The sequence below is a fragment of the Pseudomonas sp. S2_F03 genome, assembly GCF_054668335.1.
On record NZ_CP162759.1, the window covers coordinates 5716923 to 5730635 of the forward strand.

Here is a 13713-nt window from a genome sequence, read left to right on the forward strand (position 1 = left end):
GTTGTCCAGAATGCCAAGTGGCGTAGAGTCCACCTTTTATGGCCTGAAACCCCTCATGCCACTTTTAAGGTCGTCAGCCGTGCACAACATCGGACTCATCGTTTACCCCGGCTTCCAGGTACTCGGCCTCGCCATGTGCGCCACTTTCGAGCTGGCCAACAACACTACCACCGAGCCGGTGTACAGCCTTTCACTGCTGTCCGAGCACGGCGGCACGGTGCAGACCTCCGCCGGTTTCGGCGTGGAAACCAGCGCTTTTGATCAGCGCACTTTCGACACGCTGCTGGTGATGGGCGACAACGTGATTCGTCCGACGTCGCCCGGCGTGGTGGCGTTTTTGCGCAGCGCCAGCCAGACCACTCGCCGTATCGGTTCGATCTGCACCGGCGCCATCGCGCTCGCCGAGGCCGGTTTGCTGGACGGGCGGCGGGCGACCACGCATTGGTGCCATGCGCCGGCCTTGCAACGAGCGTATCCGAAGGTGATCGTCGAGGAGGACCGTATTTTCATCAACGACGGCAACCTCTGGACCGCCGCGGGCATGAGTGCGTGTGTCGACCTGGCTTTGGCGTTGGTGGAAAAAGACCTCGGTGCTGACGTGGCGCGCACGGTGGCCCGGCAATTGGTGGTGTATCACCGCCGCGCAGGGGGGCAGTCGCAGTTTTCGGTGATGCTGGAACTCGAACCGAAGACCGACCGCATCCAGGCGGCATTGACCTACGCCAAGCAACACTTGAAGTCGGCGTTGTCGGTGGAGCAATTAGCCGAGGCGGCCAATCTGAGCCCTCGGCAATTCAGTCGGGTGTTCCAGGCCGAAACCGGGCAATCACCGGCCAAAGCCGTCGAAAACCTGCGGGTTGAAGCCGCGCGGCTGATGATGGAAACCGGGCGGCACGCCATTGATGTGGTCGCCACCGAAACCGGTTTTGGCGACCGCGAGCGCATGCGTCGGGCGTTTATTCGCGCGTTCGGGCAGCCGCCGCAGGTGATTCAGCGCGCGAACCGGACGTGATAATCGGCATGTCCTAAAAGGTGGTGTATTCGGCATTTAAGACAAAATATGATTGCCGTAATCTTTATCTCGTTGAAGCCCAAACCCTCAGTGAGATCACCGCCATGACCATTGTCAAAGCTGCTGCCGTCCAAATCGCACCTGTGCTCTACAGCCGTGAAGGCACTGTAGAAAAGGTGGTTAACAAGATTCGCGAACTCGGCGAGAAGGGCGTGCAGTTCGCCGTTTTCCCGGAAACCATCGTCCCGTACTACCCGTATTTTTCTTTTGTGCAGGCGCCTTTCAAAATGGGTGCCGAGCACTACAAATTGCTCGATCAGGCGGTGGTGGTGCCTTCTGCGACCACCGATGAAATCGGCAAGGCCGCCAAGGAAGCCAACATGGTGGTGTCCATCGGCGTCAACGAGCGCGATGGCAGCACCCTTTACAATACGCAGTTGCTGTTTGATGCCGACGGCACCCTGATCCAGGCCCGGCGCAAGATTTCGCCGACCTATCACGAACGCATGATCTGGGGCATGGGCGATGGCTCTGGCCTCAAAGCGGTGGACAGCGCCGTTGGCCGCATCGGGCAACTGGCCTGCTGGGAACATTACAACCCGCTGGCGCGTTACGCCCTGATCGAAGACGGCGAACAGATTCACGCCGCGATGTACCCCGGTTCATTTGCCGGTGAACGGTTTACCCGCCAGATGGAAGTCAGCATCCGCATGCACGCCCTGGAATCGGCCTGCTTCGTGGTCAACTCGACGGCCTGGTTGTACCCGGAACAACAAGCCCAGATCATGGCCGACACCGGCTGCGAGATCGGTCCGATTTCCGGCGGTTGCTACACCGCGATCATCGATCCGCAAGGCGAAGTCATCGGCGCGCTGACCGAAGGCGAGGGCGAAGTCATCGCTGACATCGATTTGTTCGAGATCGAGATCCGTAAACGTCAAATGGATGGTCGCGGTCACTACAGCCGTCCGGAAATCCTCAGCCTGAACATCGACCGCACACCGCATCGCCATGTTCATGAACGCAATGCCCAGCCGACGTTGACGGTGGCTGCACCAGTGGAAGAGGTGTGACCAGGTAAACGTACTGGCGTGCCGGGGCTCTCATCGCGTGCAGCTCCGGTTACGCCATTTTTTGTTGTCCGGTATTTGAACCCGCAGTGGCCTGCGCTAGACTCCAGCCCCATGAAACGCTATCTGCGGTTTTGCCTGATTTTCCTGATCAGCCTCGCGCTTCCCCTGAGTGGAATGGCGGGCGTTTCCGCACCTGCAGAACCTTGTCCGATGAAAACCATGGACATGTCGATGATGGGTGACATGGGCATGGACTGCTGCCAGGACATGAGCACCGCGCCAGACCATGGCAAACCTTGCAAGCCGGGTCAGGAGTGCAAGACCGGTGCCCTTCTGCAAGTCTCGATCATCAAACCTCCCGTTAATCTGTTCAGCCCTGTGATAGCCACACTCTTCGCGGATGCGCTGCCTGTCCAGACCCCGTCCGGGGTATGGCGACCCCCTCGCGCCTGATTCCTGTTCCACGTTGAGCCCCATTCCGCCTGTGCGGGATGGCGTTGCTGCGCGCCTGTTAAAGCGCGCCGCGGATCATGACAGGAATTCAAGACATGAAACTCATGTGCTTTCGTACGGGGTGGCCGCTCGCGGCGGCCCTGGCGGCAAGTGTATTGGCGTTGCCGTGCGTCGCTGCCCCACTGACCCTCGATGAAGCCTTGCGGCTGGCCGATAACAACGCGCCGTCGCTCACCGCTCAAGCAGAAAAACTCCAGGCGGCCCGAAGCGCCGCGATTCCTGCCGGTGAATTGCCCGACCCGAAGCTGTTGCTGGGGGTGCAAAACTTTCCGGTCGGCGGCCCTGATCGGGGCACGCTGGACCACGACTTCATGACCATGCAAATGGTCGGCGTGATGCAGGAAATGCCCAGTGGCGACAAGCGCCGGGCGCGCACCGAAGTCGCCGAAGCGGCTGTAGACCTGGCTGCTGCGCAAGGGCGGGTCGAGCGCCAAACTGTGCGTCAGGCCACGGCGCTGGCCTGGATCGACAGTTATGCCGTCGAGCTGAAACACGCGCTGTTCCAGGAGTTTTATCGCGAGAACCGTCTGCTGGCCGACATCGTTCGCGCGCAGATTGCCAGCGGTCGTGCGCAACCGGCCGATGCCGTGACGCCCAGGCAGGAAGCGGTGCAACTGGAAGAGCAGCAGGACCAATTGACGTTACAGCGAGCCCAGGCGCGTGCGGCGCTCAAGCGCTGGATCGGTCCTGCGGCCAATGAGCAACCCTCCGGCAACTGGCCGCAATGGCCCATCGATACCTCGGGTTATGCGCACAAACTCGAGCATCACCCGGAGTTGGCAGCGTTCGCGCCCATGACCCGGCAAGCGCAAGCCAAAGTCCGCGAAGCCGAAGCCGAGAAGCAATCCGACTGGAGCTGGGAGCTCGATTACCAGAAGCGCGGGCGTGAGTTCGGCGACATGGTCAGTGTGCAATTCACCTTCGACCTGCCGCTGTTTCCCGAGACGCGGCAGAACCCGAAGATCGCTGCGAAACGGGCCGAGCTTAATCAACTTGAAGCCGAGCGTGAGGCGTTGACTCGCGAACACACCCAGCAACTGGAGGCGCAATTGGCCGAGTACGAACGCCTGGACCGCGCGGTGCGTCGCACACAGGAAAGTGTGTTGCCGCTGGCCACGGAAAAGGCCGAGTTGACCCTCGCCAGTTACCGGGCGGGCAAAAGCGATGTGTCAGCGGTTGTCGCTTCCCGGCGTGAACTGATCGAGGCCCGCTTAAAGCAGATCGACATCAACGAACAGAAAGCGCTGACCAGCGCCCGGCTGTATTTCGCCTACGGGGAGACTGGCCAATGAGCCGCATAAAAAGCGTGGCAGGGTTTGCAGGCGCTATCGCGCTGGGCAGTCTTGGCGGTTATTGGTTCGCTCATCAATCTGCAACGACGAATCAAGGCACCATGGCCGGGGACGAGCGCAAGGCTTTGTACTGGTACGACCCGATGTACCCGCAGCAGAAATTCGACAAGCCCGGCAAGTCGCCGTTCATGGAAATGGAGCTGGTGCCGCGCTACGCCGACGACACGGCCAATACGGCCTCCCTCCAGATCGACCCGAGTGTGACGCAGAATCTCGGTCTGCGGCTGGCGACAGTCAGTCGCGGCACTCAGTCATCGAGCCTTGAGGCTGCCGGTGTGCTGGCTTACAACGAGCGGGATGTGGCGGTGATTCAAGCGCGTACGCCGGGTTTCGTCGAACGGGTTTACGCCCGTGCGCCGGGCGATGTGCTCAAGGCGGGGGCGCCATTGGCGGACATTCTGGTGCCGGAATGGGCTGGCGCCCAAGAGGAGTTTCTGGCGCTCAAACGCCTGGGTGACCCCGGTCTGTTGGCTGCCGCCCGGCAACGTCTGCGCCTGACGGGGATGCCGGCCGCGTTGATTGACCAGGTTGAACGCAATGCAAAGGTACAGTCGAGCCAAACGATCACCACGCCGATTGCCGGGGCGCTACAGGAACTGAACGTGCGCGTCGGCATGACCCTGGCCGCCGGAGAAACACTGGCCCGGGTCAATGGCCTGAACAGCGTCTGGCTGACGGTGGCGGTGCCGGAATCGGCCGCAGGGTCAATCCAGACCGGTCAAACCGTGGAAGCCCGGCTGGCGGGGTTCCCGCAGGCGGTGCTGCACGGGACGGTCAGTGCGATCCTGCCGCAAGTCACTGCGGACAGCCGCACGGTCAGTGTGCGCATTGAACTGCCTAACAGCGAGGGACGCTTGCGTCCCGGGTTGACGGTGCAGGTGCGTTTGCAGGGCGCCACCGACACCACGTTGCAGGTGCCGAGTGAAGCCTTGATTCGTACGGGCCGGCGGGTGCTGGTGATGCTGGCCGAAGAGGGCGGGCACTACCGTCCGGTGGAAGTGCAAGCCGGGCCGGAAAGCGACGGCCAAACGGCCGTGCTCAAGGGGTTGGAGGAGGGCCAGCAGGTGGTCACGTCGGGGCAGTTTCTGCTCGACTCCGAAGCCAGCCTCAAAGGCATTGTCGTGCAGCCGCTGGAAAAAAGCGGAGGCCAGCCATGATTGCCGCACTGATCCGCTGGTCCGTGGCCAACCGTTTCCTGGTGCTGCTGGCGACGCTGTTCGTCACAGCGTGGGGCGTGTGGTCGGTACAGAGCACACCCATCGATGCGTTGCCGGACCTGTCCGATGTCCAAGTGATCATTCGCACACCGTATGCCGGCCAGGCGCCGCAAATTGTCGAGAACCAGGTGACCTACCCACTGGCAACGACCATGTTGTCGGTGCCGGGGGCGAAGACCGTTCGCGGCTATTCCTTTTTCGGTGACAGCTTTGTGTACGTGTTGTTTGAGGATGGAACCGACCTGTACTGGGCACGTTCACGGGTGCTGGAATACCTGAGTCAGGTGCAGAGTCGTCTGCCCGCCAGCGCCAAACCCGCGCTGGGACCGGACGCCACCGGGGTTGGCTGGATCTTTCAATACGCGTTGGTGGATCGCAGCGGTGGTCACGATCTGGCGCAACTGCGGGCGTTGCAGGACTGGTTCCTCAAGTTCGAACTCAAGACCTTGCCCAATGTCGCCGAAGTCGCCACGGTCGGTGGCATGGTCAAACAGTATCAGGTGCAACTCGAGCCTTTGAAAATGGCCAGTCTGGGGATTACTCAGGCGCAAATCACCGACGCCATTGGCAAGGCCAATCAGGAAACCGGTGGCGCCGTGCTGGAGTTGGCCGAGACCGAATTTATCGTGCGGGCTTCGGGCTATCTGAAAACCCTCGATGACTTTCGGGCCATTCCTCTCAAGCTCGGTGTGGGGAGCGTGCCCGTCACCCTTGGCGATGTGGCAACCGTTCAACAGGGACCGGAAATGCGCCGTGGCCTGGCGGAACTCGACGGCGAAGGCGAGACCGTGGGCGGCGTGGTGATTTTGCGCAGCGGCAAGAACGCCAGCGAAACCATCGCTGCGGTCAAGGCCAGGCTGGATGCGCTAAAAAGCAGCTTGCCCGCGGGTGTGGAGATCGTCACCACGTACGACCGCAGTAAATTGATCGATCGCGCCGTGGAAAACCTCAGCCACAAGTTGATCGAAGAATTCATCGTCGTGGCCCTGGTGTGCGGGATTTTCCTCTGGCACTTGCGCTCGGCGCTGGTGGCGATCATCTCGTTGCCGGTGGGGGTGTTGATCGCCTTCATCGTGATGCGCCATCAAGGGATCAACGCCAACATCATGTCCCTGGGCGGGATCGCCATCGCCATTGGCGCCATGGTCGATGCTGCCGTGGTGATGATCGAAAACGGCCACAAGAAAATCGAAGCCTGGCACACGGCTCATCCGGGCGAAACCCTGACGGGAGAGCGGCACTGGCAGGTGATGATCGATGCGGCGGTGGAAGTGGGGCCGGCGCTGTTCTTTTGCCTGCTGATCATCACGCTGTCGTTCATTCCGGTGTTCACACTGGAGGCGCAGGAGGGGCGTCTGTTCGGTCCGTTGGCGTTCACCAAAACCTATGCCATGGCGGCTGCGGCAGGGCTGTCGGTAACATTGGTGCCGGTGTTGATGGGTTACTGGATACGGGGACGGATCCCCAATGAACAACAAAACCCGCTCAACCGTTGGTTGATCAGGCTCTACCAACCGGCGCTGGACGCGGTGTTGCGCCGGCCAAAGATCACACTGCTGGCGGCGTTGCTGGTGTTGGTCAGCGCGGTGTGGCCGATGTCGCGCCTGGGAGGCGAGTTCCTGCCGCCGCTGGACGAAGGCGACTTGCTGTACATGCCCTCCGCATTGCCGGGGCTGTCAGTACAGAAAGCTGCGCAACTGCTGCAACAAACCGATCGCCTGATCAAAACCGTCCCGGAAGTCGAGCACGTGTTCGGCAAGGCCGGGCGCGCCGAGACCGCCACCGATCCGGCCCCGCTGGAGATGTTCGAAACCACCATTCAGTTCAAGCCCCAGGATCAGTGGCGCCCCGGTATGACCCCGGAAAAACTCGTGGAAGAATTGGATCGCGTGGTCCGTGTGCCGGGGCTGACCAATATCTGGATTCCGCCGATTCGCAACCGCATCGACATGCTCGCCACCGGCATCAAAAGCCCCATCGGGGTCAAAGTTGCGGGCAATGACCTGGCGCAAATCGATGCTGTCACGCAAGGCGTGGAGCGGGTCGCCAAAGGGGTGTCGGGTGTCAGCTCTGCGCTGGCCGAACGATTGACCGGCGGGCGTTACATCGATGTGGACATCGACCGTAAGGCGGCCGCTCGTTATGGGCTGAACATCGCCGACGTGCAATCGATCGTGGCGGGTGCCATCGGGGGTGAAAACGTAGGAGAAACCATCGAGGGGCGCGCGCGGTTCCCGATCAATGTGCGTTATCCGCGAGAGTGGCGTGATTCCCTTGGCGCACTGGAGCAATTGCCGATCTACACGCCTCTGGGCAGTCAGATCACCCTCGGCACGGTGGCGAAAATCAAGGTCACGGATGGGCCTCCGATGCTCAAGAGCGAAAACGCCCGGCCCTCCGGTTGGGTGTACATCGATGTGCGTGGGCGGGACATTGCGTCAGTGGTCGCCGATTTGCGCCGGGCCGTTGCTGAACAGGTGACGTTGCAGCCCGGCATGAGCCTGAGCTACTCCGGGCAGTTCGAGTTTCTGGAGCGGGCCAATGCGCGGCTAAAACTGGTGGTGCCGGCCACGCTGCTGATTATTTTCGTCCTGCTTTATCTGACTTTTGCCCGTTTCGACGAGGCCTTGCTGATTATGGCCACGCTGCCTTTTGCACTCGTGGGCGGAGCGTGGTTCCTCTATGGGCTGGGGTTCAATCTGTCGGTGGCCACCGGCGTTGGCTTCATTGCGCTGGCCGGGGTGTCTGCCGAGTTTGGCGTGATCATGCTGCTGTACCTGAAAAATGCCTGGGCTGAGCGCGAAGACGCTGGCGACCGGACAGAACACGGGTTGGTGGCAGCGATTCGTGAAGGTGCAGTGCAGCGGGTTCGACCCAAGGCCATGACCGTGGCCGTGATCATTGCCGGCCTGTTGCCGATTCTGCTGGGCAGTGGCACCGGCAGCGAGGTCATGAGCCGCATCGCCGCGCCCATGGTCGGCGGCATGATCACCGCGCCCTTGCTGTCACTGTTTGTGATTCCGGCGGCGTATCGCTTGATGCGCCGTCGTCCACTCCTGTCAAAAACCCCTAAAGCTCAAGGAAACATCCAATGAAACTGACTCTGATCGCAGTAACAAGCACGGTGATTGCTCTTTCTCTTTCTGCCCACGCAGCGGATATGCCCGGCATGAAGATGGATGACATGGCCATGGACGGTCAGCCGATGAAGGCGCAAACAGCGCAAGCACCGGTTGCGAAGGCGGCGGGTACCGTGAAGGCAATCGACAGTGCCAAGCACACGGTAACCATCGCCCACGGTGCCGTACCCGCGGTGAAGTGGCCGCCGATGACCATGGGGTTCAAGGCTACAGAGGCGCAATTGGCTGCGGTGAAGGTGGGGGACCAGGTGAACTTCGAGTTTCAGCTTGAAGGGGCGACGGCGACGATCGTATCGATCGATGTAGCGAAGTAGCACGTGGCGAGCCCGATGGTGCGAAGGTCATCCGCACCACCGGTTCGTTTGCGTCAGAGCTCCTGACCCAGGAAAATCAACGTATTGCCATGCGCCTCAGCCGCTGCGCGCTGGTTATAGCTGTCGCGGTGCGAGCAGTTGAAGCCGTGTTCAGCTTCCGGGTACACGACAATTTCCACGTTATCGTTGGTGTCGAAACGCTCGGCGATTGTCTCCACGGCTTCCAGCGAAATATGGCTGTCTGCTTCACCGAAGTGCATCAACAGCGGCACTTCGATGTCATCGGCGCGGTCCAGGTGATTCTGGATACCGCCGCCGTAATAGGCAACCGCCACATCCACATAGCCATTGGTGGCGGTGAGGTAGGACAATAAACCACCGAAGCAATAACCGATGGAGGCGATGCCGCCGTCCAGACCTGGTTGCGCATCGAGGGCGTCGATGGCCAGTTTGATGTCGGCCTGCGCCTGGGTGATGTCGGTGGCGTTCATCAACTCGACGGCGCGCTTCCAGCCGGCTTCGTCGTAGGTCAGTTCGATGCGGTGGCCGCTGCGCCAGAACAGGTCCGGCACGATCACCAGATAACCATCAGCGGCGTATTGTTCGGCGACCGAGCGGATGTGCTCGTTGACGCCGAAGATCTCCTGGATCAATACGATTCCAGGGCCATTTTGAGTATGCGGAATGGCCAGGTAAGCGCCGAATTTACCGTCGTCGCTGTCGATCTCGATCCATTGGGTGGTTACGCTCATGGTGGCTCCTGTCTACGCAAGTGAGGTGTAGGGTGAAGCTTGCCACGGTAGCATCTCAACGATTGTGACGGCGCCAGAAAAATCGCGCCAGCAGCGTATCGAGGCTCAGCTTGCCGGCACCCGAGAGCAACAATGGCATCAGGGCGGCGAGGTAGATCAGCGGCAGTTTGAAGTTGCCGTGACCTTTGTTGCTGATGGCGTAACCCTGGGCAAGCTCACTCAATGTAGACCAATCGGCCGGCCAGTGAACGGCAGCGGTGGCGACAACCGTGACCACCATCAGACTGATCGCCGATATCCGCGTGCCAAGGCCCGCCAGAATGGCGAGTGCGCCAATCAGCTCGACCCACATCGACAGTTCCCAATTCAGCGTGGCCGGCAACTGGTCGAATGGAAACGGAAAACGGTCCTGGATATCGGCAAACCAGTTTTCGCCGTTCCATTTTTCAAGGCCGGACTCAAAAAATTCCCAGGCGATGAACAACCGCAAGGTCAGGGGCGCGAGCCAGCTGCCGGCACGGTCGAGGTTCAGGTGCAGGCCTTTCACGGCCGAAGAAATTGAAGTGTTCATTGGCATGATTTCCGTCAGGTCAGGAATGCGGGGCAACGGCGTGCCCCGCGCGATGGGTTACTCGCTGGCGCCGCACTTGCCTTCGCCACATTTGCCTTCGGCGGGTTTTTCCGACGTGTCGGCATGAGCCTGGCTGTAGCCGTGCGTCAGTTGTTTCATGCTGAATGCTTCGGATTCGGACGCCGAAGCGACGTTCGACAGGGCCAGGCCACCCGCGATGAGCAGGCCGAGGGTCAGGGAAGAAGTCGAGTTTGAACATGGTGATACTCCGTAGCTTGAGTGAGTTGAGCGCTTTGATCGGCGTGGCCAATCGACTGGCGTATTTCATCAAGCGGGTGTATCTGCGATGTGTCGTTGCAGCGGGGTTTTATGGGCGAGGTGTGTCAGGAGGCTGGCTGTACACACACTGATACATAGCCACAACACACAGGGGATTTGTGGTGGATTTGAGGTTGTGTGGCGCCGGCCGGTCCGGCGCGTGACGCTCCGGGCAATTTCCTATACATTTTCCGGCCGCCCCCCTGCATGGTGAAACCGCTTCATGTCTCTTGCGCTCGAACGTCTAGTCGCTGGCACGCCGATTCCTTTTGCCGGTAATCGTGTCACGGTCGTCAGCCCCGAACTGGCCGCGCGGTTTCAGCCCGGGGACCACCTGCTGGTGGAGCAGGTCAGCGGCGAATTGTTGCTGATTCCGGTGGCCGACCAGCAAGCGGCCAGCGTGGCGATCGAGCGAGCAGAAGCCGCATTCACCGCGATGTCGACGGTGTCGGATCAAGCGATCAGCACCTTCTTCGACCTCTTTGCCCAGCGTCTGGAAACCCCGCAATGCTGGGACTTGATCGCGGCCGCCAACCTCGCCGACATCGAACGGGCCAAGGCTCGTGGGCGCTCCACCACGCGTTTGCTGGCCGATGAGCGCATGCGCCGCGACATGATCGCCGGCCTGCGGGCCTGGCGCGATGCGCCAGCCTCACGCGGCAAAGTGATCAGTTGCGTTGAGCATGACGGCTGGAAAGTCGAACAAGTGGTGTCGCCGCTGGGCATCGTCGCGTTTGTCTTTGAAGGCCGACCGAATGTGTTTGCCGACGCCGCCGGTGTCTTGCGTACCGGTAACACCGCCGTGCTGCGCATTGGCAGTGATGCGTTGGGCACCGCCCAGGCGATCGTCACCCATGCATTGAATCCGGCATTGAGCGACGCCGGGTTGCCGGTCGGCGCGGTATCGCTGGTCGAAAGCGTCAATCATGCGGCCGGTTGGGCGATGTTCGCTGACCGGCGTCTGTCCCTGGCCGTGGCCCGAGGTTCAGGGCGTGCGGTCAGTCAATTGGGCAGCATCGCTCAACAGGCGGGCACCGCCGTCAGCCTGCATGGCACCGGTGGCGCCTGGCTGATCGCTGACAAGGACGCCGACGCGACGCGTTTCGCCGCCGTGGTGCGCAATTCTCTGGACCGCAAGGTCTGCAACACGATGAACGTCTGCCTGATCCAGCGCGACCGCGCCGCCGATCTGGTGCCGTTGTTTCTCGATGCATTGCAACAAGCCGGCAGCGCGCAGGCCCAGGGCTGCAAATTGCACATCGTCGAAGGCAGCGAGTCGTACTTGCCGACGCACTGGTTGAGTGCGAGCGTCGAAGTATTGCGCGCCGAAGGTTACCGGACCGAGGCGATGGCCGAGCCACTGCCGGAGGATCAATTGGGTCGCGAGTGGGAATGGGAAGAAACCCCGGAAGCCAGCTTGATGATCGTCGATGACCTGGACCGTGCCATTGCCTTGTTCAATCGCTACAGCCCGCAGTTCACGGTGTCGTTGATCAGTGAGAATGACGCGGCGCATGAGGGTCTCTACAACGCGGTCAATGCTCCGTTTGTCGGTAACGGCATCACGCGTTGGGTCGACGGGCAGTACGCCTTGAACAAGCCGGAGTTGGGGCTTTCGAACTGGGAAAGCGGCCGGTTGTTTGCGCGCAGCGCGATTCTCTCGGGAGACGGGGTGTTCACGGTTCGTAGTCGCATGACGCAGACCGCTTTGTCGGTCAAACGCTAGGCGAGGGGCACACTATAATTAAGGTGTTTGCTCCTTCGTTCTGAAAGAGGGATACACCATGAAACTTCGTTCCTTCGAGCAATATTCTCATCACCTGGAGTCGGTCGCCCACGATGCATGGCTGACGACCCGGGTGAAATCGGTCCTGGCCATGGACGATCCAACCCTGGGACTGCAAATTCACGTCAAAACCCATGCGGGCACGGTGGCGTTGAGTGGCCGGGTCACTACCCATCGGCAATGTGAAAAGGTCGTTGCACTGACTCGTTCGGTTCAGGGGGTTGTCGATGTCGATGCCAGGGAGTTGCTGACTCACGTATTCACACCCGGCAGTTTTCCCGAACCACCTGACGCCGAAGAACGCAGTGAGCGTCGGCCACCGGATGACAAATGAGCCTGACGATCCCATCAGCGGCGCTCCTGTAAGCCAGGAGCGCTGCGCAGGGGAGGCGCATCAGGCGGCTTGGACAGTTTTGTCGTAAACAGCGCAGGTAGCGGGATGTTCTGCCAGCGACACGAAAGTGCGGCTGCTGGCTTCCAGGGCGTCAATCGAACCGGTCTCGATGTCGTAGACCCAGCCATGCAAATTCAACAGGCCTTTTTCTTGCGCCAGGCGCACGCTCGGGTGCGTCTGGATATTGGCCAGTTGCGCGATGACGTTTTCCCGGACCATTGAACTCACCTTCGCCGCGTCAGTGGCGTGAGGGCGGGATTGGTTGATGACTTTTGCCGACTCGGCGTGCTGCAACCAGCCGCTGACCGCCGGCAGGTGATCCATGCATTTACACGAGGCGATGGCGGTCATGGCGCCGCAATCCGAATGCCCACAGATCACAATGTCGCTGACACCGAGCACCGCAACCGCATATTCAACCGTGGCCGACACACCGCCGGGGTGCGGGCTGTATGACGGCACGATGTTGCCGGCGTTGCGGATGACGAACAATTCACCGGGTTCCTGCTGGGTCAGCAGTTCGGGGACGACACGGCTGTCGGAACAGGTGATGAACAACGTGCCGGGATGCTGGGTGGTGGCCAGGTGTTTGAACAAATCGGTGCGTTGTGGAAAGGCTTCGTTCTGAAACTTCAAAAAGCCGTCGATGAGCGCTTTCATGGTGATGTCCTCACTATTGTGTGTAGCAGCTGTCGAGCCTGCGTTCGGCTGCGAAGCAGTCGCCTGGATTGGCGAAGACTGCGTCTTCGGACGCAGCCTCGCGGGCTCGGCAGCTGCTACGGGGTTAGGGTGTTGGTTAGAACGGGCGCAGGGGCAGGAACTTGCCGTCGAGGGTGATCACCGCTCGGGAGCCACCTTCCGGGTCTTCGACTTTCTTCATGTCGAGCTTGAAGTTGATCGCGCTGATGATGCCGTCGCCAAATTGCTCATGAACCAGGGCTTTGAGGGTGGTGCCGTAGATCTGGATCATTTCGTAAAAGCGGTAGATGGTCGGGTCGGTCGGGACACCCGAGAGGCTGCCACGCAGCGGAATGATCTGCAGGCGGGCCACGGTGTCGGCGTCCAGGTCGAGTTTTTCGCCAATCACTTTGGCGGCGGTTTCCGGCAATGGATGCTGGCCGAGAAGGGCGGCGGTAACATAGGCCAGACCCAGGCCGGTGCCGTCGGTCAGGTCCTGCCAGGACAGATTTTTGCGGGCCTTGGCATCGAGAATCGAGGTGGTCAGGGCCAGACTCGGGTCGTTGTAAGCGTGGGACTGTTGCATGGTGATT

14 protein-coding genes are annotated in these 13713 nt (G+C 60.8%); 9 read left to right on the forward strand and 5 right to left on the reverse strand.

Translation table 11 applies throughout. The features are described 5' to 3' along the window. Positions 1-79 precede the first annotated feature (79 nt). The 7 genes from AB4N76_RS26855 (at position 80) to AB4N76_RS26885 (ending at position 8621) form a co-directional block, all read left to right on the forward strand. On the forward strand, positions 80-1012 hold the full coding sequence (locus AB4N76_RS26855; RefSeq protein ID WP_046027665.1) for a GlxA family transcriptional regulator: 933 nt from the start codon (positions 80-82) through the stop codon (positions 1010-1012). Between the two features lie 104 nt (positions 1013-1116). Then, a complete protein-coding gene (locus AB4N76_RS26860) occupies positions 1117-2085 on the forward strand; it encodes a nitrilase-related carbon-nitrogen hydrolase (protein ID WP_046027663.1) in 969 nt (322 codons plus the stop codon). 111 nt (positions 2086-2196) lie between these two features. Further along, positions 2197-2538, forward strand: coding sequence for a hypothetical protein (locus AB4N76_RS26865; protein ID WP_046027661.1), 342 nt, complete (start codon positions 2197-2199; stop codon positions 2536-2538). A gap of 95 nt (positions 2539-2633) precedes the next feature. Beyond that, positions 2634-3890, forward strand: a complete 1257-nt coding sequence (locus AB4N76_RS26870) for a TolC family protein (protein WP_046027660.1) — start codon at positions 2634-2636, stop codon at positions 3888-3890. Beyond that, positions 3887-5107: an efflux RND transporter periplasmic adaptor subunit gene (locus tag AB4N76_RS26875; protein WP_046027659.1), complete on the forward strand. Its 1221-nt coding sequence runs from the start codon at positions 3887-3889 to the stop codon at positions 5105-5107. Before AB4N76_RS26870 ends, AB4N76_RS26875 begins: the two co-directional genes overlap by 4 nt. After that, on the forward strand, positions 5104-8262 hold the full coding sequence (locus AB4N76_RS26880; RefSeq protein ID WP_460163783.1) for an efflux RND transporter permease subunit: 3159 nt from the start codon (positions 5104-5106) through the stop codon (positions 8260-8262). The genes AB4N76_RS26875 and AB4N76_RS26880 overlap by 4 nt, the downstream gene beginning before the upstream one ends. Then, positions 8259-8621 (forward strand): copper-binding protein, encoded by a 363-nt coding sequence (locus AB4N76_RS26885; protein WP_460163784.1) that lies wholly within the window; start codon positions 8259-8261, stop codon positions 8619-8621. The genes AB4N76_RS26880 and AB4N76_RS26885 overlap by 4 nt, the downstream gene beginning before the upstream one ends. 53 nt (positions 8622-8674) lie before the next feature. Here the strand turns inward: AB4N76_RS26885 and AB4N76_RS26890 are convergent, their stop codons facing one another. Genes AB4N76_RS26890 through AB4N76_RS26900 form a run of 3 tightly spaced genes read right to left on the reverse strand, consistent with a single transcriptional unit; the run spans position 8675 to position 10103 of the window. Beyond that, positions 8675-9373, reverse strand: coding sequence for a dienelactone hydrolase family protein (locus AB4N76_RS26890; protein ID WP_077430308.1), 699 nt, complete (start codon positions 9371-9373; stop codon positions 8675-8677). A gap of 55 nt (positions 9374-9428) precedes the next feature. Next, positions 9429-9944 (reverse strand): HvfX family Cu-binding RiPP maturation protein, encoded by a 516-nt coding sequence (locus AB4N76_RS26895; protein WP_046027652.1) that lies wholly within the window; start codon positions 9942-9944, stop codon positions 9429-9431. 57 nt (positions 9945-10001) lie between these two features. Continuing rightward, positions 10002-10103 carry an HvfA family oxazolone/thioamide-modified RiPP metallophore gene (locus AB4N76_RS26900; RefSeq protein WP_460163785.1) on the reverse strand — a complete coding sequence of 34 codons (102 nt, stop codon included), beginning with the start codon at positions 10101-10103 and terminating at the stop codon, positions 10002-10004. Positions 10104-10485: 382 nt separating this feature from the next. Here AB4N76_RS26900 and AB4N76_RS26905 point away from each other — a divergent pair, with 382 nt between their 5' ends. Together AB4N76_RS26905 and AB4N76_RS26910 are read left to right on the forward strand one after the other, a co-directional pair. Then, positions 10486-11988 carry an aldehyde dehydrogenase family protein gene (locus AB4N76_RS26905; protein WP_460163786.1) on the forward strand — a complete coding sequence of 501 codons (1503 nt, stop codon included), beginning with the start codon at positions 10486-10488 and terminating at the stop codon, positions 11986-11988. 58 nt (positions 11989-12046) lie between these two features. After that, positions 12047-12382, forward strand: a complete 336-nt coding sequence (locus AB4N76_RS26910) for a BON domain-containing protein (RefSeq protein WP_046027647.1) — start codon at positions 12047-12049, stop codon at positions 12380-12382. Positions 12383-12442: 60 nt separating this feature from the next. Here AB4N76_RS26910 and AB4N76_RS26915 read toward each other — a convergent pair whose 3' ends face one another. Continuing rightward, positions 12443-13102, reverse strand: a complete 660-nt coding sequence (locus tag AB4N76_RS26915) for a carbonic anhydrase (protein WP_046027646.1) — start codon at positions 13100-13102, stop codon at positions 12443-12445. A gap of 136 nt (positions 13103-13238) precedes the next feature. Then, positions 13239-13706, reverse strand: a complete 468-nt coding sequence (gene cynS, locus AB4N76_RS26920) for a cyanase (RefSeq protein ID WP_077430305.1) — start codon at positions 13704-13706, stop codon at positions 13239-13241. Between the last annotated feature and the right edge of the window lie 7 nt (positions 13707-13713).

Coding starts and splice junctions, on each gene's coding strand:
- AB4N76_RS26860 (WP_046027663.1), top strand. CDS start 1,117: ATGACCATTGTCAAAGCTGCTGCCGTCCAAATCGCACCTGTGCTCTAC.
- AB4N76_RS26865 (WP_046027661.1), top strand. CDS start 2,197: ATGAAACGCTATCTGCGGTTTTGCCTGATTTTCCTGATCAGCCTCGCG.
- AB4N76_RS26870 (WP_046027660.1), top strand. CDS start 2,634: ATGAAACTCATGTGCTTTCGTACGGGGTGGCCGCTCGCGGCGGCCCTG.
- AB4N76_RS26875 (WP_046027659.1), top strand. CDS start 3,887: ATGAGCCGCATAAAAAGCGTGGCAGGGTTTGCAGGCGCTATCGCGCTG.
- AB4N76_RS26880 (WP_460163783.1), top strand. CDS start 5,104: ATGATTGCCGCACTGATCCGCTGGTCCGTGGCCAACCGTTTCCTGGTG.
- AB4N76_RS26885 (WP_460163784.1), top strand. CDS start 8,259: ATGAAACTGACTCTGATCGCAGTAACAAGCACGGTGATTGCTCTTTCT.
- AB4N76_RS26890 (WP_077430308.1), bottom strand. CDS start 9,373: ATGAGCGTAACCACCCAATGGATCGAGATCGACAGCGACGACGGTAAA.
- AB4N76_RS26895 (WP_046027652.1), bottom strand. CDS start 9,944: ATGAACACTTCAATTTCTTCGGCCGTGAAAGGCCTGCACCTGAACCTC.
- AB4N76_RS26900 (WP_460163785.1), bottom strand. CDS start 10,103: ATGAAACAACTGACGCACGGCTACAGCCAGGCTCATGCCGACACGTCG.
- AB4N76_RS26905 (WP_460163786.1), top strand. CDS start 10,486: ATGTCTCTTGCGCTCGAACGTCTAGTCGCTGGCACGCCGATTCCTTTT.
- AB4N76_RS26910 (WP_046027647.1), top strand. CDS start 12,047: ATGAAACTTCGTTCCTTCGAGCAATATTCTCATCACCTGGAGTCGGTC.
- AB4N76_RS26915 (WP_046027646.1), bottom strand. CDS start 13,102: ATGAAAGCGCTCATCGACGGCTTTTTGAAGTTTCAGAACGAAGCCTTT.
- cynS (WP_077430305.1), bottom strand. CDS start 13,706: ATGCAACAGTCCCACGCTTACAACGACCCGAGTCTGGCCCTGACCACC.